The sequence below is a fragment of the Roseibium sp. RKSG952 genome, assembly GCF_009711355.1.
Window position 1 is genome coordinate 136653 of sequence record NZ_SMMF01000962.1, and the last position, 19179, is coordinate 155831.

The 19179-nt window shown below is 56.6% G+C and carries 20 protein-coding genes; 11 read left to right on the forward strand and 9 right to left on the reverse strand.

What is annotated here, in order from left to right; genetic code table 11:
• The first annotated feature begins 22 nt into the window (after positions 1 to 22).
• Positions 23 to 1348: a glutamate--tRNA ligase gene (gene gltX, locus E1297_RS44695; protein ID WP_155149977.1), complete on the forward strand. Its 1326-nt coding sequence runs from the start codon at positions 23 to 25 to the stop codon at positions 1346 to 1348.
• Positions 1349 to 1401: 53 nt separating this feature from the next.
• Here the strand turns inward: gltX and E1297_RS44700 are convergent, their stop codons facing one another.
• Positions 1402 to 1971, reverse strand: a complete 570-nt coding sequence (locus E1297_RS44700; protein WP_155149979.1) for a gamma-glutamylcyclotransferase family protein — start codon at positions 1969 to 1971, stop codon at positions 1402 to 1404.
• 94 nt (positions 1972 to 2065) lie between these two features.
• On the opposite strand from E1297_RS44700, the gene E1297_RS44705 reads away from it, so the two are divergent.
• Positions 2066 to 2512: an Rrf2 family transcriptional regulator gene (locus E1297_RS44705; RefSeq protein WP_155149981.1), complete on the forward strand. Its 447-nt coding sequence runs from the start codon at positions 2066 to 2068 to the stop codon at positions 2510 to 2512.
• Between the two features lie 2 nt (positions 2513 to 2514).
• Here E1297_RS44705 and E1297_RS44710 read toward each other — a convergent pair whose 3' ends face one another.
• Both E1297_RS44710 and E1297_RS44715 read right to left on the reverse strand, forming a co-directional pair.
• Positions 2515 to 5043, reverse strand: coding sequence for an ABC transporter permease (locus E1297_RS44710; RefSeq protein WP_155149983.1), 2529 nt, complete (start codon positions 5041 to 5043; stop codon positions 2515 to 2517).
• Positions 5040 to 5735: an ABC transporter ATP-binding protein gene (locus E1297_RS44715; protein ID WP_155149985.1), complete on the reverse strand. Its 696-nt coding sequence runs from the start codon at positions 5733 to 5735 to the stop codon at positions 5040 to 5042. The genes E1297_RS44710 and E1297_RS44715 overlap by 4 nt, the downstream gene beginning before the upstream one ends.
• Positions 5736 to 5785: 50 nt before the next feature.
• Between E1297_RS44715 and E1297_RS44720 the strand changes: the two genes are divergently transcribed.
• Together E1297_RS44720 and E1297_RS44725 are read left to right on the forward strand one after the other, a co-directional pair.
• Positions 5786 to 6421 carry an arylesterase gene (locus tag E1297_RS44720; protein WP_209016369.1) on the forward strand — a complete coding sequence of 212 codons (636 nt, stop codon included), beginning with the start codon at positions 5786 to 5788 and terminating at the stop codon, positions 6419 to 6421.
• A 9-nt stretch (positions 6422 to 6430) separates the two neighbouring features.
• The gene (locus tag E1297_RS44725; protein WP_155149987.1) at positions 6431 to 7045 is read left to right on the forward strand and encodes an SOS response-associated peptidase; all 615 of its coding nucleotides are present in this window, start codon (positions 6431 to 6433) and stop codon (positions 7043 to 7045) included.
• Positions 7046 to 7052: 7 nt separating this feature from the next.
• Here E1297_RS44725 and E1297_RS44730 read toward each other — a convergent pair whose 3' ends face one another.
• Positions 7053 to 7610, reverse strand: a complete 558-nt coding sequence (locus tag E1297_RS44730; RefSeq protein ID WP_155149989.1) for a L,D-transpeptidase — start codon at positions 7608 to 7610, stop codon at positions 7053 to 7055.
• Between the two features lie 179 nt (positions 7611 to 7789).
• Entirely contained in the window at positions 7790 to 7996 is a 207-nt protein-coding gene (locus tag E1297_RS44735) for a cold-shock protein (RefSeq protein ID WP_155149991.1), read from the reverse strand.
• 286 nt (positions 7997 to 8282) lie between these two features.
• On the opposite strand from E1297_RS44735, the gene E1297_RS44740 reads away from it, so the two are divergent.
• Positions 8283 to 8996 (forward strand): hypothetical protein, encoded by a 714-nt coding sequence (locus E1297_RS44740; RefSeq protein ID WP_155149993.1) that lies wholly within the window; start codon positions 8283 to 8285, stop codon positions 8994 to 8996.
• 335 nt (positions 8997 to 9331) lie between these two features.
• Here E1297_RS44740 and E1297_RS44745 read toward each other — a convergent pair whose 3' ends face one another.
• Together E1297_RS44745 and ettA are read right to left on the reverse strand one after the other, a co-directional pair.
• Positions 9332 to 10312, reverse strand: a complete 981-nt coding sequence (locus E1297_RS44745) for an LPXTG cell wall anchor domain-containing protein (RefSeq protein WP_155149995.1) — start codon at positions 10310 to 10312, stop codon at positions 9332 to 9334.
• Positions 10313 to 10527: 215 nt separating this feature from the next.
• Positions 10528 to 12195, reverse strand: coding sequence for an energy-dependent translational throttle protein EttA (ettA, locus tag E1297_RS44750; RefSeq protein WP_155149997.1), 1668 nt, complete (start codon positions 12193 to 12195; stop codon positions 10528 to 10530).
• Positions 12196 to 12419: 224 nt separating this feature from the next.
• On the opposite strand from ettA, the gene E1297_RS44755 reads away from it, so the two are divergent.
• From E1297_RS44755 to dacB, 3 genes are read left to right on the forward strand one after another with little or no spacing between them, the layout of a single operon-like run.
• On the forward strand, positions 12420 to 12803 hold the full coding sequence (locus tag E1297_RS44755; protein WP_244328113.1) for an MOSC domain-containing protein: 384 nt from the start codon (positions 12420 to 12422) through the stop codon (positions 12801 to 12803).
• 32 nt (positions 12804 to 12835) lie between these two features.
• On the forward strand, positions 12836 to 13486 hold the full coding sequence (locus tag E1297_RS44760) for a nicotinate-nucleotide adenylyltransferase (protein WP_209016370.1): 651 nt from the start codon (positions 12836 to 12838) through the stop codon (positions 13484 to 13486).
• 36 nt (positions 13487 to 13522) lie between these two features.
• Positions 13523 to 15001 carry a D-alanyl-D-alanine carboxypeptidase/D-alanyl-D-alanine-endopeptidase gene (dacB, locus tag E1297_RS44765; protein WP_155150001.1) on the forward strand — a complete coding sequence of 493 codons (1479 nt, stop codon included), beginning with the start codon at positions 13523 to 13525 and terminating at the stop codon, positions 14999 to 15001.
• A gap of 10 nt (positions 15002 to 15011) precedes the next feature.
• Here the strand turns inward: dacB and E1297_RS44770 are convergent, their stop codons facing one another.
• Entirely contained in the window at positions 15012 to 15434 is a 423-nt protein-coding gene (locus E1297_RS44770) for a tellurite resistance TerB family protein (protein WP_155150003.1), read from the reverse strand.
• A gap of 135 nt (positions 15435 to 15569) precedes the next feature.
• A complete protein-coding gene (locus tag E1297_RS44775; RefSeq protein WP_155150005.1) occupies positions 15570 to 16028 on the reverse strand; it encodes a cupin domain-containing protein in 459 nt (152 codons plus the stop codon).
• Between the two features lie 92 nt (positions 16029 to 16120).
• Here E1297_RS44775 and E1297_RS44780 point away from each other — a divergent pair, with 92 nt between their 5' ends.
• From E1297_RS44780 to E1297_RS44790, 3 genes are all read left to right on the forward strand, one after another.
• Positions 16121 to 17002 carry a LysR family transcriptional regulator gene (locus E1297_RS44780; RefSeq protein WP_155150007.1) on the forward strand — a complete coding sequence of 294 codons (882 nt, stop codon included), beginning with the start codon at positions 16121 to 16123 and terminating at the stop codon, positions 17000 to 17002.
• A 110-nt stretch (positions 17003 to 17112) separates the two neighbouring features.
• Positions 17113 to 18687 (forward strand): lysine--tRNA ligase, encoded by a 1575-nt coding sequence (locus tag E1297_RS44785; RefSeq protein WP_155150008.1) that lies wholly within the window; start codon positions 17113 to 17115, stop codon positions 18685 to 18687.
• Positions 18688 to 18735: 48 nt separating this feature from the next.
• On the forward strand, positions 18736 to 19137 hold the full coding sequence (locus E1297_RS44790) for a DUF4864 domain-containing protein (RefSeq protein ID WP_155150010.1): 402 nt from the start codon (positions 18736 to 18738) through the stop codon (positions 19135 to 19137).
• Positions 19138 to 19179: the final 42 nt, after the last annotated feature.

Sequence of the window (19179 nt, forward strand, 5' to 3'; positions counted from 1 at the left end):
GCCGCGCCAACAGGAGACACCTATGACCACCACCCGTTTTGCCCCGTCGCCCACCGGTTACATCCATGTGGGCAACCTGCGCACCGCCCTGATGAACTATCTGATCGCCCGCAAGGCTGGCGGCACGTTCATCCTGCGCATCGATGACACCGACCCAGAGCGGTCGAAAGAAGAATATGTCGATGCCATCAAACAGGATATGGAGTGGCTGGGCCTGCATTGGGACAAGGTCGAGCGCCAGTCAGAGCGGTTGGACCGTTATGCCGAGGCCGCCGATAAATTGCGCGAGATGGGCCGGTTTTATGAGGCGTTCGAGACACCGACCGAGTTGGATCTCAAGCGCAAGAAACAGCTGAATATGGGCAAGCCACCGGTCTATGACCGCGCCGCGCTGAACCTGTCTGATGCTGAAAAAGAAGCACTGCGCGCCGAACGTGGAAATGGTGTCTGGCGTTTTAAACTGGATCATGAGCGGATTGAGTGGACTGACGGCATTCTGGGCGACATCTCGATCGATGCGTCCTCGGTCTCTGACCCGGTTTTGATCCGCGGCGACGGTCAGGTGCTTTATACGATTGCGTCAGTGGTTGATGATACCGAGATGGGCGTAACCGATGTTGTCCGCGGTTCGGACCACGTGACCAATACTGCAACGCAGATTCAGATCATTGAAGCACTGGGCGGTACATGTCCGCGTTTCGCACACCATTCGCTGCTGACCGGGCCACAGGGTGAGGCGCTGTCAAAGCGCCTGGGCACTCTGGCCCTGCGCGATTTGCGTGAACAGGGCGTGCAACCGATGGCTTTGCTGAGCCTGATGGCGCGTCTTGGCTCGTCCGATCCGGTTGAACTGCGTTCGGACATGGCTGAACTGATCGAAGGCTTTGACATCCACCGGTTCGGTGCGGCGCCAACCAAGTTCGACGTGCAGGATCTGTTCCCGCTGACTGCCCGACATCTGCAATCGCTGCCTCTGGCTGATGTTGCCGACGCGGTCGCTGATGCAGGGGTTCCGGCAGAGCTTGCTGAACCGTTTTGGGCGATGGCACGCGAGAACATCACCACTCTGGCCGATCTCAAAGGCTGGTGGGAACTGTGCCGTGATGGTGCCGAGCCGCTGATCGATGAAGAAGATCGCGAATTCATCGCCGCTGCAGTGGCACTGCTGCCCGAAGGACCGTTCAACGGCGAAACCTGGGGTGAGTGGACCAAGGCCGTAAAAGAGGCAACAGGCCGTAAAGGCAAAGGCTTGTTCATGCCACTGCGCAAGGCACTGACCGGGATGGAGCGGGGGCCGGAAATGGCGAGCTTGCTTCCATTGCTGCAGGTTATTCGCGCGCGCGGATAACTGCATACGGACAATTCGAGACATAAAAGGCGGGGTATTTTACCCCGCCTTTCTTATGCTATCTCCGAAATCCTGGCAGAAACCTGCTTGAGGCGATCATCCACGAATTCCGTCTCAGGTGGCTTTAGCTGTTGGTGACGCGGATAACGGGGCGCTGCGCGGTCGTTTAAGATAGGCGCGTCCCACCCGTCTGTGGTGGCAAAAAAACGATCAGCACCTTCGGTCCCGAAGGCTCGTAGGTATCCCTGAACCACAACGTCGATATAGCTCAGCAAAATCGGATGGGGTCCATCAGGTGTATTCTGTCGCTCTGCCGGTACTGCATAAACGGCGATCTCAACTTCGTGCTGCAACGGATGTGAGATCGACTGCGTCGCAGGGATGCGATCATAAGCCCATTCTCTCTCATCCAAGGCTGCCCAGTCATTCCGGGGGACATGGGCAATCATGCCGTCAATCTCGCATTCGGGGTCGGGGATTGCAGTCAGAAATGCGACCGGGCGCAGGTCTGTATGCCGCCATGCCCGCCGCCAACCCTTAAGACGCGCAGGTCGCGGGTCGGGAAAATCATGCGTGGAGATATTCACGAGGCTGCCGTAGCCAAAGAAATAGGGGTCTGCCATATCCAGCGGCGTCCTTTCTGACGATTGATGTATGTCAAACCGCTTTTTTGCAGGACATGCAATAAGGCTTCATCTTGATTTCAGGGAGGCCCTTATGCGGATTACCAAACGGACGAACATAGCCGTGCGCCTGCTGATGTATTGTGCGGCGCACCAGGATCGGCTGGTGACGAAATCCGAGATTGCCGAAGTGTGCAACATCTCGGAGAACCATCTGGCGCAGGTCATCAACCAATTGAGCCAGCTGAACTACCTGAGCACGCAACGAGGCCGCAATGGCGGCATGTCACTGGCCCGTCCGGCGGATCAGATTCGTATCGGTTCGGTCTTTCGACATGTCGAAGGCAATCTGCCGATTGCAGAGTGCTTTGCGGACGCCGACAACACCTGCCCGTTGACAGATGCTTGCCGATTGCGCCTGGCCCTGAGGGACGCAGCTGAGGTATTTTATGCCTCGCTTGACGAGATCACTCTGGACGCGCTGGTTTGTGACAACGATCAGTTGATCAAGATCCTTCAGCCGGTCGCCTGCGTGCGCTGACTCTAGTCGCTGGCCCGAAGAATACGGGCCGGTCTGACTGACAATGGGCGCAGTGCAAAGATCAAACCGGCACCCAACGTGACCGCGACACCTGCGATTACGATTCCTAGTGCTGACGGCCAGATCACTGCAAAATCGGTGTCGAAGATGTAGGTGGCAACGGCCCAGCCCCCCATAATGCCCGTGAACAGGGCGACGAACCCTGCTGCCGCGCCCAACAGGATTGCGCGCAGGGCGAAGCTGATCAGGATACGTCGCCGGTCCGCCCCAAGTGTTTTCAGGACAGCTGCTTCGTAACGCCGGGCAGGTTCACCGGCTGCGGCCGCTCCGATCAGGACAAGGAAACCGGTTAGCAGCGATACGCCTGCGCCATAAGACGTTGCAGCGGCAAGCCCTGCCAACAGGCCTGAAACCCGGTCGATCGCATCTCTGACCCGAATGGCCGTGATGTTTGGAAACTGTCCGGCCAAATCGCGCAGGATTGCTGTTTCGGCCTGTTCTTCAGCGTACACAGTCGCAATGAAACTGTGCGGAGCACCTGCGAGCGCAGATGGGTTCATCGACATGATGAAGCCCATGCCTGCGGTTGAAAAATCAACTTCACGGAACGACGTCAGTTCAGCGGTGATATCCCGGCCCAGGATGTTCACCGTCAACTCATCACCAAGCTTCAGCCCCATTTCCAGCGCTTCTTCCGCGGCAAAGCTGATTTGGGGCGGACCATCATAGTCTTCGGGCCACCATGTGCCTTCCGTGATGCGCGCATTCGCTGGCGGCAGCACAGAGTATGTTACACCTCTGTCACCCTCCAGGACCCAGTGATCACCCGCGACCTCTCGGGCAGGTTGCCCGTTTATCTGTGAAATGATGCCACGCAACATCGGTGCGCTTTCAATCCTGCTGACAGCCGGATCGTTCTCAAGCCGCTCGGAAAATCCGGGCATCTGATCCTTTTGGATATCGACGAAGAAGTAGGATGGCGCGACATCCGGCAAGTTTCCCGAAATCGCGTTGCGCAGGGTACCGTCGATTTGTCCAACGGCTGCCAGAACCGACAAGCCAAGTCCCAGCGACAGAACGACCGAGGCAGCCCCTTCACGCGGATCCGAAATAGCGGACAGGGCCCAACGCAGGGCAGGGCGCCCGCGTGCCGATGGGGCACCGCGACGGGCTAGCCAGCGGATACCAATCGCGGACAGCGATAACAGCAGCAGCGCGCCTGCCAGACCGCCGCTTGTCCACAGGGTCAGCCAGGTTGAACCACTGAACCAGGACGCCGAGGCGATCAGGAGTGCCAACCCAAGACCCGTTGCGATCACATAGACCGGACGCGGAATGCTGCGGGCGGAAGTCAGAGCGTCGCGGAACAAAGTTGCGGCGCGCACTTCCTCGGTTCTCGCCAGTGGCCAGAGCGTAAACAGGAAGGCGGTCAGCAGGCCATAGATAGCGGCTTCGGCTAGTGGTTGCGGATAGATTGAAAACACCGCAGGCACAGGCAGCTGGCTTTCAATCAGCGGGGCCAGCATAAGCGGTGCCAGACCACCCAGTGCTACGCCAATGGTTATTCCGATTGCAGACAAAATTCCGATCTGGATCACATAGGTCTGAAAGATGGTTGCCCGGTCAGCCCCAAGAGTTCGCAAGGTCGCAATGGTTTCGGTCTTCTGTGAAAGATAAGCCCGTACAGCAGCCGACACGCCAATGCCACCAACGGCCAGCCCCGAAAGGCCAACAAGGACAAGAAAGGCGCTGAGGCGGGCAACGAACTCGGCAATTCCGGGTGCGCCATTGCGGGCGTCGGTCCACCGCATACCCGTGCCGTCGAATGCACGATCAGCCTCGGACGACAAAACGGCCAGATCGGTATTTTGAGGCAAATCCAGACGGTATTTGGTCGAGAACAAGGTGCCCGGAGCCAGCAGGCCGGAAGCTTGTAGATCGCGTGTGCGAACCAGTGTGCGCGGGCCCAACCCAAACCCATCCGATGCACCGTCGGGTTCGTTCATCAGCGCTGCCGACAAAACGAAATCCTGTGTGCCAAGGGCGAAACGATCACCTACTGAAAGGCCAAGCCGATCTATCAACGCCGGATCCATCACCGCACCCGGCAGGTCTTGCGATCCGTTCAGCGCGTCCGCCAGCGACATTTCGGGGTTCAGCGTAACTGTCCCCAGCAATGGATAAGCGTCGTCGATGGATTTGACTTGTGTCAGCGCCCTTTCCGTATCTTCTCCTTGGCGCACAACCGCCATAGATCGGAAATCGACTACTTCGGACACATCCAGCGCTGTGTTGTCCATCCAGGCGCGTTCTTCGTCGTTTGCAAAGCGATAGGTAAATTCCAGTTCGGCATCACCACCCAGCAGCGACGCACCTTCTTGCGTCAAGCCGGTCTGGATTGCGTAGCGTACTGAACCAACAGCCGCGATTGCGGCCACACCAAGGGCAAGACAGGCCAGAAACACGCGAAAACCGCGTAGACCGCCCCGAAGCTCGCGCCGAGCCAGCCTTCCGGCCAGTCTCAAGCTCATTCTGCTGCCTCGCGCTGGGCTTCATCGGCAATGCGTCCATCGCGCAATCGGACGACGCGATCACATTTTCTTGCCAGTGAATGACTGTGAGTCACCAGAACCAGTGTAGCGCCATGTTTGTCGCGAAGGCCAAACAGAAGCTCGACGATGGCCTCTCCGTTTGTCTCGTCCAGATTGCCGGTCGGTTCATCTGCCAGAAGGATCTGGGGGCGTGGAGCTGACGCGCGGGCCAGAGCCACGCGCTGTTGTTCGCCACCCGACAATTGTGCCGGGTAGTGGTCTCGGCGGTGGGACAGGCCTACGGCCTCCAGTTCAGCTTCGGCACGCTGAAACGCGTCCTTGTGACCGGCCAGTTCCAGCGGGGTTGCCACATTTTCCAGCGCGGTCATAGTGGGGATCAGGTGGAAATTCTGAAACACCACGCCCATCGTATCGCGCCGGAACCGGGCAAGTTCATCTTCACCCATGCTGGTCAGATCGTTTCCAAGGGCAGCTACTCTGCCGCCAGTCGCCTGTTCGAGACCGCCCATCAGCATAAGCAATGAGGATTTTCCTGATCCGGACGGACCAACCAAGCCAAGTGTTTCACCTTGCGCCACGGTCAGGTTGATGTCGTGCAGAATTTTAACACGACCGGCATTGCCATCCAGTGACAAAGCGGCATTTTGGAGTTCCAGAACAGATGTTGTCATCGGTCTTTCCGAAGGAGAGCAGTCAATTGGGATATGGAGCGGTAAAAAAATTGCGCAAGACTTTGATGTCGGGCCTGTTTGCATGTTGCGGCTTTGCTGCCACAGCAGAACCGGTGGTGATCGCCGCACTGGGCGATTCACTCACACAAGGATATGGCCTGATCGAGGACGACGGATTGGTTCCACAGCTTGGCCGCTGGCTGGATGCCCAGGGCGCAGATGTCCGGCTGATCAACGCAGGTGTTTCAGGTGACACCACGGCTGGCGGTGCATCCCGTGTCGAATGGACACTGACGCCCGAGGTCGATGGTATGATCGTTGCGTTGGGGGGGAATGATCTGCTGCGGGGTATCGCCCCCGAAGTCTCCCGCGCCAATTTGGATAAAATCCTGAATGCAGCGGACAAGGCAGAGGTCGAGGTTTTGCTGGTCGGCATGGAAGCGCCGGGTAACTATGGCCCGGATTACAAACAAGCATTCGATAGCATGTACCCCGAATTGGCACAGAAGTACGACACACTCTTTGTCGACAGCTTTTTTGTTGGACTTGAGGCAGAAGGCGATCCGGGTGCAGTTTCGCAATACATGCAGTCCGATGGTATTCATCCAAATGCGCAAGGAGTTGCGCTGATCGTTGAAAATCTGGGGCCAGCCGTGCTGGAACTTGTGACAGAGGCGAGCAAATAGGAGGCAGGTATGCCGGGGCGGTTCTTTCTGACAAGGCCGATTTCTGACATCGCACAGTTTCTCGGAGTTTCAGAAACCCCGGTTGCTCAGCCTGCTCGCAAGAACATACAGCCCGGACAAGATGTGTTAGCGCTGACCCGTGACGCGCTGGTTTCGATGCGCTGGGGTATGATCCCCGTCGGTCGCGTGAATGCGCGGGGACGCCCGGTTATGGAGACTATCATCAACGCGAGATCTGAAACTGTCTTCGACAAAACTGCTTTCGAAGGAGTTGGCAGGGCGATTATCCCCGTGGATGGTTGGTATGAATGGACCGGGGAAAAGCGCCGTAAAACGGCTTGGCGTATTTCCTCGGCAGATGGTTCACCATTGCTTTTTGCTGCGATCACCGACAGATGGCAGGCCCCCGGAGGTCTGACCATCGATCAGATCGCGGCCGTGACATGTGAGCCCAACGCTGACGTCAAACCTATCCATCATCGCATGGGTGTTCTGCTTGAGCGATCAGATGTCGAAGACTGGCTGAACGGATCAGAAGAGCGGGCGAAATCTCTTACCCGCTCATGGCCGAATGGTCGTTTGCATATCGAAGAGGCAAACGATGTGGATTGGTCTGCGCCCTGAGATCGCGTCAGACAACAGTCACGACAGTGCCGACGGGAACCCGGTTATAGAGGTCAATCACATGCTCGTTCAGCATCCTGATGCACCCGTTTGATACGGCGCGGCCAATGGTTTGTGGCTGTGTTGTCCCGTGGATGCGGAAATAGGTATCAACGCCGTTCTGAAATAAATACAGCGCTCGCGCACCCAGCGGATTGTCACCACCGCCGGGTTGGACATAGTCGTTGTCCTTGAATTTGGCGTAGGCAACCGGATCCCGTTCGATCATCTCTTCGGTTGGTCGCCAGGTTGGCCACTCTTTTTTGACGTCGATAGTCGCCGTGCCCGTAAATTCCAGCCCGGCCTTGCCGACACCACATCCATAGCGGATCGCTTTTCGGGGTTCGGTCACGTAGTACAGATAGAAAGATCTAGGGGCGACGAGCAGCTGTCCGGGTAGGAACTGTTTCTTGATCCGCACGTATTGTGGCGTCGGATCATACTCGACCGCCTTCTTCTTGGCACTGGCGATTCCCGGCAGCAGACTGACAGCGGTACCTGCCATAAAGACGCGGCGTGTGACCATGGTGGGTTCCTTCAAATGACCAAAGAAATCATTACTATACTTTCAAAATGATAGCCGATTTGGTCAATCGTCGGGCAAAGATAACTGAAATGTGATGTATTCCGCATGCCACAGTAGGATTGCGGAATAACAGTGCATAAATGAAAAGGGTGAGGAAATCACCTCACCCTTTCAAGAGCTTATGCAAGCTCGATGTTGTCCGCGCTTTCGCGGCCGTCACGACCCGAGCGCAGCTCGTAAGTGACTTTTTGGTTGTCGGCCAGACCGGTCAGGCCCGAACGCTCGACGGACGAGATGTGTACAAACACGTCTTTGCCGCCATCTTCGGGTGCGATAAAGCCGTAGCCTTTGGTGGTGTTGAACCATTTTACGGTGCCTGCGGGCATATCCGTTGTCTCCTGTTTAGTGCTGCCCACGGTGTTGCGGCAGCCCGGCGTCGTTGTCTGTATCGATAGACTGAACGCCGTAGAAGGAGACAGTAGGTCGAAATAGAAAAACGTAAGCCCTTTGGATATGGCATCGCTAAAGGGGTGTGACAAGGGAGATTGTTCGGCTTGTACAGCGCAAAAAGGGCCAATTTTCCGTTTTGTACAAAAATCCGCCGAAAGTTTTGACGCTGCTTCGATTATCGTCCTAGGCTTGATCAATTGATTGAATTTATTGGAGCGCGCGATGATTTTCCGCTGTCTTGCCCTGATTTCACTGGCCGTTCTGACCGCATGCGGCAGCCGGATATACGACGAGTCTCAACCCGGTGAGTTCACTGGATCTCTGCTGGTGATGTGGGTGGATGGCGGTAGTGACTCTGCCGGAGATGGTCGGTTTGTCTATGTTCCCGATCTGGACCGGCAGGGGCGGGCGCTGATGTTCCGGCGCGGTGCACAGACGGACGGGCGGGCGGTGCATATCACTGAGGTCGAACCGCGGCTGATGTACACTGATGGGGGTAGCATTCCACGACTGGTGCAGCCGTTAAAGGGGCTGAACCCCTGGGGCTATGCACCCGCCTATATGGTACATGACTGGCTGTTCGCCGCGCGCAAATGTCTGAATGCCGGGGATGCAGATGCAGATGAGGCGAAGGTGAGTGGCGTCACCTTTCGCGAAAGCTTTGAGATCATGGCCGAGATGCTGAAAACGCTGGAGCGGCAAACGGCGGTTGCCGAAAGCGATCTGCAACCCGGCGCGATCACCTGGGCGGTGTCGGGCGGGATCTCAAAACGGCTGTGGGAGGATGATACCTGTCCCACCCCCCGGATCGACCCGGAGCATATGAAGCAGATCGAGGCCCGGCTGAGGATCGGTCGGGACGGGCCGCAGAAATCAGTTCGGGTGGCAGGTGAGGATGTGACCCCTGCGCGGGTTGTGCAGGTGATCGGGTTTTAGACGACTTTTAATCATGGACGTGCTTGTGTCGTGGCATAGGCCATTACTGTCGTACCCGGATATCCGGAGCCAGGTATTTTTCCCTGTATCCTTGTATCCTTGGCTGATCGATCGTCAGACCTGTTGACGCGCGCGGCCTTTGGGATGATTCAGAAGGAAAGGCTGTTTTGGTGCGATGCGTTTTTTGTGTTGCCTAACCACCTGCACGTGATCTGGACTTTACCGTCTGGTGCTTCGGATTGTTCGATGCGGTGGGGTGCAATCAATTAAGGTGCGGTTTACCATGCGTGGGAATAGGGCCACTCATAGGTCGGGCTGAAGCACCACATACTTGCTTACGCATCATCAAGAATACTGTGATCTTTGGAACGTTGGAATAATTGAGGGCAAAGGTTAACCAACTTATAAAAAAATCCTTGCTTAGTGCTCCTTTGACATTTCAAGTACCTCTCATACTTTTCAATGCGTTGCGTTGGTTCTAAATAGCCACCGCAAATTCCGTTTCCTTCTATAACGTGGGCAACAAAAACCCCATCAAATTTTAAAAAGCTCTCTCGGCCTCTCTTCAAGTACTGAGAGTTATTGTCTAGGTGCTGCTCTCTTGGGAAAAAGAACAGTGCAGATCCCGCGCACTCGTCGGTGGTCACACTTACACGCAAACCTTCAACTAAAATGGTGGATTGATTGTTTCCCATCCGCTCTCGTCTATCGGCCACGGACTCTAAGTCAAAACTCATCCAGCCTTCAACATAAGGAATCTCTTCGTCCGGATCGAGTAAGGGAGTTCGTTTTAAGCCAAAGTAGGTTTCTGATTCAAACTCGGGATCAAAGTTTTCATCTCTCTCGCATCCCCGTTCCGAATTATCAGTACCAATATCGAGATAAACGTAGACGTGTTTGCCGTCGTTGTTCTCAAGAAATTCATAGAATTCTAAAGCGCTGTCTACTTCGTACTGGACTAAACCCAACCCTCTTTCGCACGAAGCAAAATAATAATGGCTTGGAATTGCCGCTGACGCGACGTTTGATAGTAATACAACCAACCCAATCAAACTGGCACCGATTACCAGGAAAACTGCGCCGGCAACCCCCTGAAAACTAATCTTCGTGACACGTACGTTTGCGTCCCCACCAATTGCGATACCACCGTGACTGGCGCTTACGTTATTATTGGCCTGCGGACTTTCCTTTTTTCTTTTTCGGAAAGAAAGAAGTGCACCACCAATTGCAGCGGCACCAGTTCCGATAAATGCCAGTACATTTCTGTTGTCTTCAGAAATAAGAAATTGCCAAATATCAGATATCCCATCACTCATGGTTTTTACCAAAAAACAGGTGTTCAAATTGGAGTTATTTTAAAGCACTGCGTCAATCTTCCACCAAATTTAACAATGCGTAAGTATCACTCCGTTTCAAAAAAAATTCAAGGATTGTAGCTTTTCTAGGCAAAAACAGGATTTTAACCTTATTTGGCGATTGGCAGCTTGCAAAAGAGTGTATGTAAGTTGCCAATCTGCTTTATGGTCTCAATCTACCGCGCAAACTTCTTGTGCTTCAACCGCTTGGGCTCCAGCGCATCCGGTCCCAGGCGGCGTTTTTTGTCCTCTTCGTAATCCTCGAAGTTGCCCTCGAACCATTCCACGTGCGCATCACCCTCAAAGGCCAGAATATGCGTACATATCCGGTCGAGGAAGAAGCGGTCGTGTGAGATGACGACGGCGCAGCCGGCGAAATCGACCAGCGCGTCTTCCAGCGCGCGTAGGGTTTCGACGTCGAGGTCGTTGGTCGGTTCGTCCAGCAGTAGGACGTTGCCGCCCTCTTTCAGCAGGCGGGCCATGTGGACGCGGTTGCGCTCACCACCGGATAGCAGCGAGACCTTTTTCTGCTGGTCGCCGCCCTTGAAGTTGAAGGACGAACAATAGGCGCGGGAATTGACCTGTGCGTCGCCCAGTTGGATGATCTCGGCTCCGCCGGTGATCGCCTCCCACACGGTGTCGTTGTCTTTCAGGTCGTCGCGGGACTGGTCGACATAAGACAGCTCGACCGTGTCGCCCAGCGTGATGGTGCCGCTGTCGGGTTGTTCCTGACCGGTCAGCATCTTGAACAGGGTCGATTTACCGGCGCCGTTGGGGCCGATGACGCCAACGATGCCGCCGGGGGGCAGAGCGAAGTCGAGCTTTTCGATCAGTTGCTTGTCGCCCATGTGTTTCGACAGACCCTCGACCTCGATCACCTTGCCGCCAAGGCGCTGGCCGTTGGGAATGACGATCTGGGCGCGGGTCAGTTTTTCGCGCTCGGACTGTTCGGCCAGTTCATTATAGGCGTTGATTCGAGCCTTGGATTTGGCCTGACGGGCCTTCTGACCCTGACGCATCCACTCCAGTTCGCGCTGCAGGGTCTTCTGCTTGGACTTGTCTTCGCGGGCCTCCTGCTCCAGCCGTTTGGCCTTTTGCTCCAGCCATGCGGAATAGTTGCCTTCGTAGGGAATGCCGCGGCCACGGTCGAGTTCCAGAATCCAGCCGGTGATGTCATCCAGAAAGTAACGGTCGTGGGTGACGATCAGGATGGTGCCTTTGTAGTCGATCAGGTGCTGTTGCAACCAGGCGATGGTCTCGGCATCCAGGTGGTTGGTCGGTTCGTCGAGCAGCAGCATGTCGGGCGCTTCCAGCAGCAGCTTGCAGAGCGCGACGCGGCGTTTCTCACCACCCGAGAGGTTGGCGATGTTGGCATCGTCCGGCGGGCAGCGCAGCGCCTCCATCGACACGTCAATCTGGCTGTCGAGATCCCACAGGTTTTCCGCATCGATCGCGTCCTGCAGGGTGGTCATTTCCTCCATCAACTCGTCCGAGTAGTTCTCGGCGATCTCCATGGCAATCTCGTTGAACCGGTCGACCTTGGCCTTTTTCGCAGCGACGCCCAGCATGACGTTTTCGCGGACGGTCAGGGATTCATCCAGTTGCGGCTCCTGCGGCAGATAGCCGACCTTGGCACCCTCGGCCGCCCAAGCCTCACCGGTGAAGTCGGTGTCGAGGCCGGCCATAATCTTCATGAGCGTCGATTTACCCGCGCCGTTGACGCCGACGACACCGATTTTCACGCCGGGCAGAAAGCTCAGGTGGATGTTTTCAAAGCACTTCTTGCCACCGGGATAGGTCTTTGAGACACCCTGCATGTGGTAGACATATTGATAGGCGGCCATGTCGCGTCCTCTGGGTCGGGGAAATTGGGTTGAAACGCTGGATATCCGAGCCGGGCGAGCGGGGCAAGCTGGTGGTTTTGTGAATTTCGTGCGGATTCGGCTTCAGCTACGTTGAGTCCTATCAGCGGGAGAGCGGTTTGTCGGAGCTAACCAAATTGATAGCGGGTTGGGCACAACCTGGACGGGTGGATTGGATTGGGATGCGGCCCTCGCGGAGGGACGGCATGGAAATTGTTGATGTGGCCATGATCTCCACCAGCGGCCTCGACGGAGACCGAGGCCGCTCGGGCAAACGGGCGGTGACGCTGATCCAGCAGGAACATCTGGCGGCGATTGGCTCTTATCTCGGCCAAGGGGCGGTGGCACCAGAAATCCTGCGGCGCAATCTGGTGGTGTCAGGAATCAATCTGGCGGCGCTCAAGGGGCGCGAGGTGCAGGTGGGTGAGGCTATTCTGCGCTTTACCGTCATCTGCGCGCCATGCAGTCGGATGGAGGAGGCGCTGGGTAAGGGTGGCTACTCTGCCGTGCGCGGGCATGGGGGATGGTGTGCCGAGGTGGTGCAGCCCGGGCGGGTTCGACTGGGCGATGCGGTGCAACCTGTTGATTGACAACGCCTCGCAGTTCTGAACATCAGCAAGGGATGTTGCGAAGCTCTATTCCATATGCGCGGCCCGGGCAGGTCATTGGGTTGTTTGGCGGGTCCTTTGATCCGCCGCATCAGGGCCATGTGCATGTGACGCTTGAGGCGATGAAAGCCTTTGGGCTGGACCGGGTGTGGTGGTTGGTGTCCCCCGGAAACCCGCTCAAGCAGCGTGGGCCAGCGCCGCTGGCGCAACGGATGGCGGCGGCGGGGTCGCTGATGCAGCACCCTCGAGTCGAGGTGACGGATATCGAGGCGCTGACCGGGACGCGGGCAACGGCGGATACGCTGACTGAACTAAGGCGGCTGTATCCCGGTGTACGTTTTGTCTGGCTGATGGGGGCAGACAATCTGGTGCAATTCCACAAGTGGAAGAATTGGCGGCTGATCATGGACAGCGTTCCGGTGGGTGTCCTGGCACGACCGGGAGATCGTATTTCGGCCCGGATGTCCCCTGCGGCGCGGATTTACGCGAAGTACAGAATTGATGGTCAGGCGCGGCATCTGCTGGGTCGGAGCAGGGCGCCTGCGTGGTGTTTTGTGAATGTGCCGATGGTTGATGTCAGCTCGACCGATATCCGTTTACGTGGTGAGTGGAACAATCGGGTGTTGCCTGAAGAGCGACCATCGGAGCATAATTCATTTGAATGATTGTTTGCCCGTGATCTCTGGGATTTAAATTGACCCATGGTTGATCGTATTTCGCGCCGTTTATTTCTGGGGGGATTGGGGTCACTTGTGATCCCGGTTGCCGGACTGGCTGAGGCCCCGGCAAGATCTTTGCGTCCACAACTGCGTGGTACCGAGCTGAGCGGTGTCGAGAGGGTCATTCAGGCTGCAGGACTGAAAGGCGAGGTTGTGTTCGCCGTCGCTGATGTCAAAACCGGAACGCAGCTTGAGGCATTTGGAGGCAAGGAAGGTTTGCCGCCCGCCAGTGTCGCCAAGGCGTTGACCGCGCTTTATACGTTGGATGTGTTGGGGCCGAATTACAGATTCGAGACCCAACTGGTGGCCGATGGCCCGATTGTGAACGGCATACTCAAAGGCGATCTGATCCTGGTTGGTGGGGGCGACCCCTTGCTGGATACAGATGCGCTGGCCACGATGGCCGCCAATCTGCGTGAGGCTGGCATTACCGAGGTGCAGGGTTCATTCAAAGTCTATGATGGTGCGCTGCCCTATGTGTTCAGTATCGATCCGGGGCAACCGGATCATGTGGGTTACAGTCCGTCAATCAGTGGAATATCGCTGAACTTCAACCGTGTGCATTTCGAATGGAAGCGCGGGACTGGTGGTTATGACGTAACCATGGATGCCCGTAGCGCGCGCTATACCCCGGCCGTGGATATGGCCGCGATGCGGGTCGAGAACCGCAGCTTACCGATATACACCTATCAATCCAGTGCAAGACAGGACCGGTGGACCGTTGCCAAGGGCGCGTTGGGTAATGGCGGCGCACGGTGGTTGCCGGTGCGCAAACCCGCGCTTTATGCCGGGGATGTTTTCAGAACTCTGGCCCGGGCCAACGGGATCGTACTGGGTCGGGTTCAGGTCACCAGTCAGGCCCCGAAGGGTGAGGTTCTGGTTGTCCACCTGAGTGATCCTTTGGAGAGCATTCTGAAGGGTATGCTCAAGTACTCGACCAACCTGACCGCCGAGATGGTCGGGCTGGTAGCAACAAAGGCGCGAGGCGTTGAGCCGCAGACCCTTGCGGATTCTGCCGCAGAGATGAACCGATGGGCTGCCGAGACTTACGGGACCAGCAACATCCGTATGGTGGACCATTCGGGTTTGGGGGATGCATCACGCATGGACCCGGCAGATCTGGTGACAGCACTGGTTGCAGCACGCGAATCGAAGGCGCTGCGGCATTTGCTGAAGCCCTTTACGCTGAAGGACAGCAACGGGCGCGCCATTAAGGGTCACCCGATCACTGTTGATGCCAAGACCGGAACCCTGAATTTTGTGTCCGGGCTTGGGGGTTATGTCACAACCGCAGCAGGGGCGGAGTTGGCCTTTGCCATCTTCACTGCAGATGTCCCGCATCGCGCCACGATTAGCCGCGAAAACCGGGAGCGGCCTGATGGTGCACGCAGCTGGAACCGCAGGTCCAGAAAGCTTCAGCAAACGCTGATCGAACGCTGGGGTGCTTTATACGGAAGCTGACGGTGCCGGATCAGACGGTGTGGCGCGCCCGTGCGCCGCGTTCAATTGCCGCCGCGTGAAGCCGGTCAATGTTCAGTTCATACCGGATTTCTTCCAACAGGCGCAGCTCGGTCTCAGCCAAAGAGCCGTCAGCTGCAGCGACATCACAAGCCAGCGCATAAGCGGTTTCGTTCAACCGCTCTGGCAGGTTGTCGCGGATCAGGCCGAACAATGCGTCCAGCCCGTCTTCCTGTTCGAATAGATCAAACACGATCTGAGATACCCGGCGTGTCCGGTCGATGTCATAGTCGGCAAAAACCGGCAGCATGTTCACGGCAGTTTCGATCTTGACCAGCTCGGCTGTGCGGATGGTTTCGTCCGATGCCGAGACCGCAACCATGATCGCCACGAGGCAATCCTGCGGGGACATTGGGTGGGTAACTTGCTCGGTCATTGGATCGTCCTGCTTGGGTATCTCTGATCGCGCACGATATGAGGGGGCGGAAGCAGGTTCAACACCTTGTTTTGTCACGTAGGCGGTGTGACGGTTTTGTGCCGGGCAGGATTAACCCGCCCGTGCAGCAGGATTTCAGGCTGTTGCCGAGAATTTGTACTCGATTTCTTCAAAGCTCTGGCTGGCAAAACCATAGGCAAAGCGAAGACCACCTTCACCGGCGACCACGCCATGTTCGGCACCGCCAGGTACGTAGAGTGCCACGCCGGGGCGCATTTCATGCGGGACACCATCGATGGTGACTGTGCCGTTGCCGTCCAGACCAAAATAGAACTCGGCCGGGTCATGCCGGTGAGGCAGCAGGCGATCGCCGGGGCCAAACTCGGCAACGCCCAGAACCATGTCGCGGGGGCTGTCCTGTGTGCCGTTGATCAAAGTGCGCCAACGGACCTCGCCATATGTCGGATCGGTGCCACCAGCCAGAGGCACTTGTGCGGCATCCACTGCAAGCGGGGGATGTGTCAGATTGCTTGCCTGATTCAGCATCACGGTGTCGCTGTAATCGGTGGCCAAAGTGTCCAGTTGCTGCGTCATGGCGGGTCCTCCTCTGATCGCCATTTGACGCCGTTCTGCTGTCGGGGCAATAAGGGAAAGATGAAACAGATCATACGCTGAGGTTATGATAGATGGACAGGTTGCCAAGCTTCGCAGGGCTTACGGCCTTTTATGCGGCCGCACGGCTTGGAACGCTGACTGCAGCGGCGCGCGAACTAAATGTATCGCAGCCTGCGGTGTCACGTAGAATTGCTGATCTCGAGGCGGATCTCGGATGTCATTTGTTCGATCGAAGTCGAAAACCCGTTAAAATGACACAACATGGGCGAAGTTTACTCAAGGCACTACATGGCGGGTTTGGTCAAATCGAAAGCGCGGTCGGCCAGATCAGACAGGCGTCACAGGGTAAAGTTGTCAGCGTCACCGCACCTTCGGGTTTTGTAGCATTTTGGCTGATACCGCGGTTGGGGGAACTGGAGGCGGACTTTCCTGAAACTACGATTCGGATCATAAGCCAAGAGTATGGTGAGGCGGTGCGGCCCGGTGATATTGTCATTCGTTTTGGTCACAGGGAAGCCGAGGAAGAAACGCGGTTGCTTGGGGATGCGGTTTTCCCAACCGCGAGCCCCTTGTATCTGGCGAACCGAGGGATGAACGGTCAGGATTATGATTTTTCCCGGATGACCCTGCTGACCATGGAGACGGCGCGCAGCCAGTGGCATGACTGGCCAAGCTGGTTTCAGTCGGCTGGTCTGCAAATGCCCAAAGGTGCGCGGGTACTCGATTTCAACTCTTATGCGATGCTGGTGAATGCAGCCCTGGCAGGGCAGGGTGTATGCTTGTGCTGGGATGGTGTTCTGGACAGCTTTCTGGACACAGGTGCGATGACGCGTCTGGAGGGATCAACAGCCGTTTCGGCGCGCGGGTACTTCCTTTCGGCACGGGATGGGCTGGCGGCAGAGCCTCATGTTCGTGATATTCTGACCTGGATTGCGGAAACCGGTCAGAAATAGTCTCTGTTTCTCCGAGTGTTTATTGACTCATGCTGCATCCGCACAATAGGAGGGGTCGGTCCGGTTGCATGGGGTAACCGGCGCTGTTCCCCCGATGGAGACCAAATCAAATGTCTGAATTGCGTGAAACCGCTCTTGCGTCCAAGGCCTGGCCTTTTGAAGAAGCGCGCCGGTTGCTCAAACGCTATCAGAAGGGTGCTCCGGAAAAGGGATACGTATTGTTCGAGACCGGATATGGCCCCTCGGGTCTGCCGCATATCGGCACCTTCGGTGAGGTGGCGCGGACTACAATGGTCAAGCGCGCCTTTGAGGCATTGTCGGATATACCGACCAAGCTGATCTGTTTCTCTGACGATCTGGACGGCATGCGCAAGGTGCCCAGCAACGTGCCGAACCCCGAAAAACTGCAGGAATATCTACAATGCCCGCTGACCTCGGTTCCCGATCCGTTTGGCGAGTATCCCAGCTTTGGGGAGCATAACAATGCAATGTTGCGGCGGTTCCTTGATACCTTCGGGTTCGAGTACGAATTCTATTCGGCCCGTGACTTTTATCGGTCGGGTCAGTTCGACGAGATCCTGAAGCGTGCGGTTGAACGTTATGATGACATCATGGCGATCATGCTGAAAAGCCTGCGCGAAGAGCGCCAGCAGACTTATTCGATCTTCCTCCCGATCCACCCCGAGACCGGCCGGGTTCTGTATGTCCCGATGAAGAAGGTCTGCGCAGAAACTTACACGGTTACTTTCGATGATGAAGACGGCAAGGAATGGACGCTGCCTGTCACCGGCGGCAACGTAAAGCTGCAGTGGAAGCCTGATTTTGGCGCGCGTTGGGCTGCGCTTGGCGTTGATTTTGAGATGTACGGCAAGGAACACGCTACCAACGAAAAGATCTATGACGCGATCTGTCGTGCACTGGGCGGTCGTGCACCGGAACATTTCTCGTATGAGCTGTTCCTGGACGAAAACGGTCAGAAGATTTCCAAATCGTCCGGCAATGGCGTGTCGATTGACGAATGGCTGACCTATGCGCCGACCGAGTCGCTGGCCTACTTCATGTACCAAAAGCCCAAAACGGCCAAGAGGATGCATTTCGACGTCATCCCGAAAGCCTATGATGAATACCATCAGCAGCTGCGGGCCTATCCGGGTCAGGATCTGAAAGCGCAGTTGAACAACCCGGTCTGGCACATTCATGGCGGCGATGTTCCAGCTTCGACGCTGCTTGTGCCTTTCGCGATGTTGCTGAACCTGGCCTCTGTTTCCGGGGCCGAGGACAAAGAGGCGTTGTGGGGATTCATCCGTCGTTATGCGCCCGAAGCCACCGCCGAAAGCCATCCCGACCTCGATCAGGCGGCGGGCTTTGCGGTGCGTTACTTCAACGACTTCGTCAAGCCGACCCGCAAGCATCGCGCGCCGACGGAGCAAGAGCGTGAGGCATTGGAAGCGCTGAAAGCTGAGCTTGAGGCTTATGACGGACCGATCGAGGATGAGGCTCTGCAATCGGTAGTCTATTCCATTGGTCGCGAGCGGTTCGATCCAATGCGCGGATGGTTTACGGCGCTTTACGAAGTGCTGCTGGGCGCGTCGCAGGGGCCGCGATTTGGCGGGTTTATCGCTCTGTACGGTGTGCCCGAGACGATTGCCCTGATCGACAAGGCACTGGCCGGAGAACTGGCCTGATTTGACCTGATACCGCATGGGGCTACCCTTTCGTCAGGAGGTGGCCCCATGCGTCGTTTATTGCTTGCTGTATCCCTGAGTGCCGGTCTGGCGTCTGGTGCATTTGCACAAAATGCCGAGATCGAAGCAAACATCACGGCACAGATACAGGCATTCAAGGCGGATGATTTTAGCACCGCCTTCACATTTGCCAGCCCCAATATCCAGCGCCTGTTTGGCACGCCAGAGAATTTCGGGGTCATGGTTCGGCGCGGATATCCCATGGTCTGGCGCCCTGCAGATGTGCGGTTTCTGGAACTGCGCAAGGTTGCAGGGGCGCTGTGGCAAAAGGTCATGATCACGGATAGTGACGGGCGCGTACACATTCTTGATTATCAGATGGTGCAGCAGGAAAGTGGCTGGAAGATCAACGGTGTTCAGTTGCTTGGCAATTCGGATCCTGCTGCCTGAGGCAACACCATCGTCACGGTGATATGAGCACCGGTTAATTCC

Coding starts and splice junctions, on each gene's coding strand:
- gltX (WP_155149977.1), top strand. CDS start 23: ATGACCACCACCCGTTTTGCCCCGTCGCCCACCGGTTACATCCATGTG.
- E1297_RS44700 (WP_155149979.1), bottom strand. CDS start 1,971: ATGGCAGACCCCTATTTCTTTGGCTACGGCAGCCTCGTGAATATCTCC.
- E1297_RS44705 (WP_155149981.1), top strand. CDS start 2,066: ATGCGGATTACCAAACGGACGAACATAGCCGTGCGCCTGCTGATGTAT.
- E1297_RS44710 (WP_155149983.1), bottom strand. CDS start 5,043: ATGAGCTTGAGACTGGCCGGAAGGCTGGCTCGGCGCGAGCTTCGGGGC.
- E1297_RS44715 (WP_155149985.1), bottom strand. CDS start 5,735: ATGACAACATCTGTTCTGGAACTCCAAAATGCCGCTTTGTCACTGGAT.
- E1297_RS44725 (WP_155149987.1), top strand. CDS start 6,431: ATGCCGGGGCGGTTCTTTCTGACAAGGCCGATTTCTGACATCGCACAG.
- E1297_RS44730 (WP_155149989.1), bottom strand. CDS start 7,610: ATGGTCACACGCCGCGTCTTTATGGCAGGTACCGCTGTCAGTCTGCTG.
- E1297_RS44735 (WP_155149991.1), bottom strand. CDS start 7,996: ATGCCCGCAGGCACCGTAAAATGGTTCAACACCACCAAAGGCTACGGC.
- E1297_RS44740 (WP_155149993.1), top strand. CDS start 8,283: ATGATTTTCCGCTGTCTTGCCCTGATTTCACTGGCCGTTCTGACCGCA.
- E1297_RS44745 (WP_155149995.1), bottom strand. CDS start 10,312: ATGAGTGATGGGATATCTGATATTTGGCAATTTCTTATTTCTGAAGAC.
- ettA (WP_155149997.1), bottom strand. CDS start 12,195: ATGGCCGCCTATCAATATGTCTACCACATGCAGGGTGTCTCAAAGACC.
- E1297_RS44755 (WP_244328113.1), top strand. CDS start 12,420: ATGGAAATTGTTGATGTGGCCATGATCTCCACCAGCGGCCTCGACGGA.
- E1297_RS44760 (WP_209016370.1), top strand. CDS start 12,836: ATGTTGCGAAGCTCTATTCCATATGCGCGGCCCGGGCAGGTCATTGGG.
- dacB (WP_155150001.1), top strand. CDS start 13,523: ATGGTTGATCGTATTTCGCGCCGTTTATTTCTGGGGGGATTGGGGTCA.
- E1297_RS44770 (WP_155150003.1), bottom strand. CDS start 15,434: ATGACCGAGCAAGTTACCCACCCAATGTCCCCGCAGGATTGCCTCGTG.
- E1297_RS44775 (WP_155150005.1), bottom strand. CDS start 16,028: ATGACGCAGCAACTGGACACTTTGGCCACCGATTACAGCGACACCGTG.
- E1297_RS44780 (WP_155150007.1), top strand. CDS start 16,121: ATGGACAGGTTGCCAAGCTTCGCAGGGCTTACGGCCTTTTATGCGGCC.
- E1297_RS44785 (WP_155150008.1), top strand. CDS start 17,113: ATGTCTGAATTGCGTGAAACCGCTCTTGCGTCCAAGGCCTGGCCTTTT.
- E1297_RS44790 (WP_155150010.1), top strand. CDS start 18,736: ATGCGTCGTTTATTGCTTGCTGTATCCCTGAGTGCCGGTCTGGCGTCT.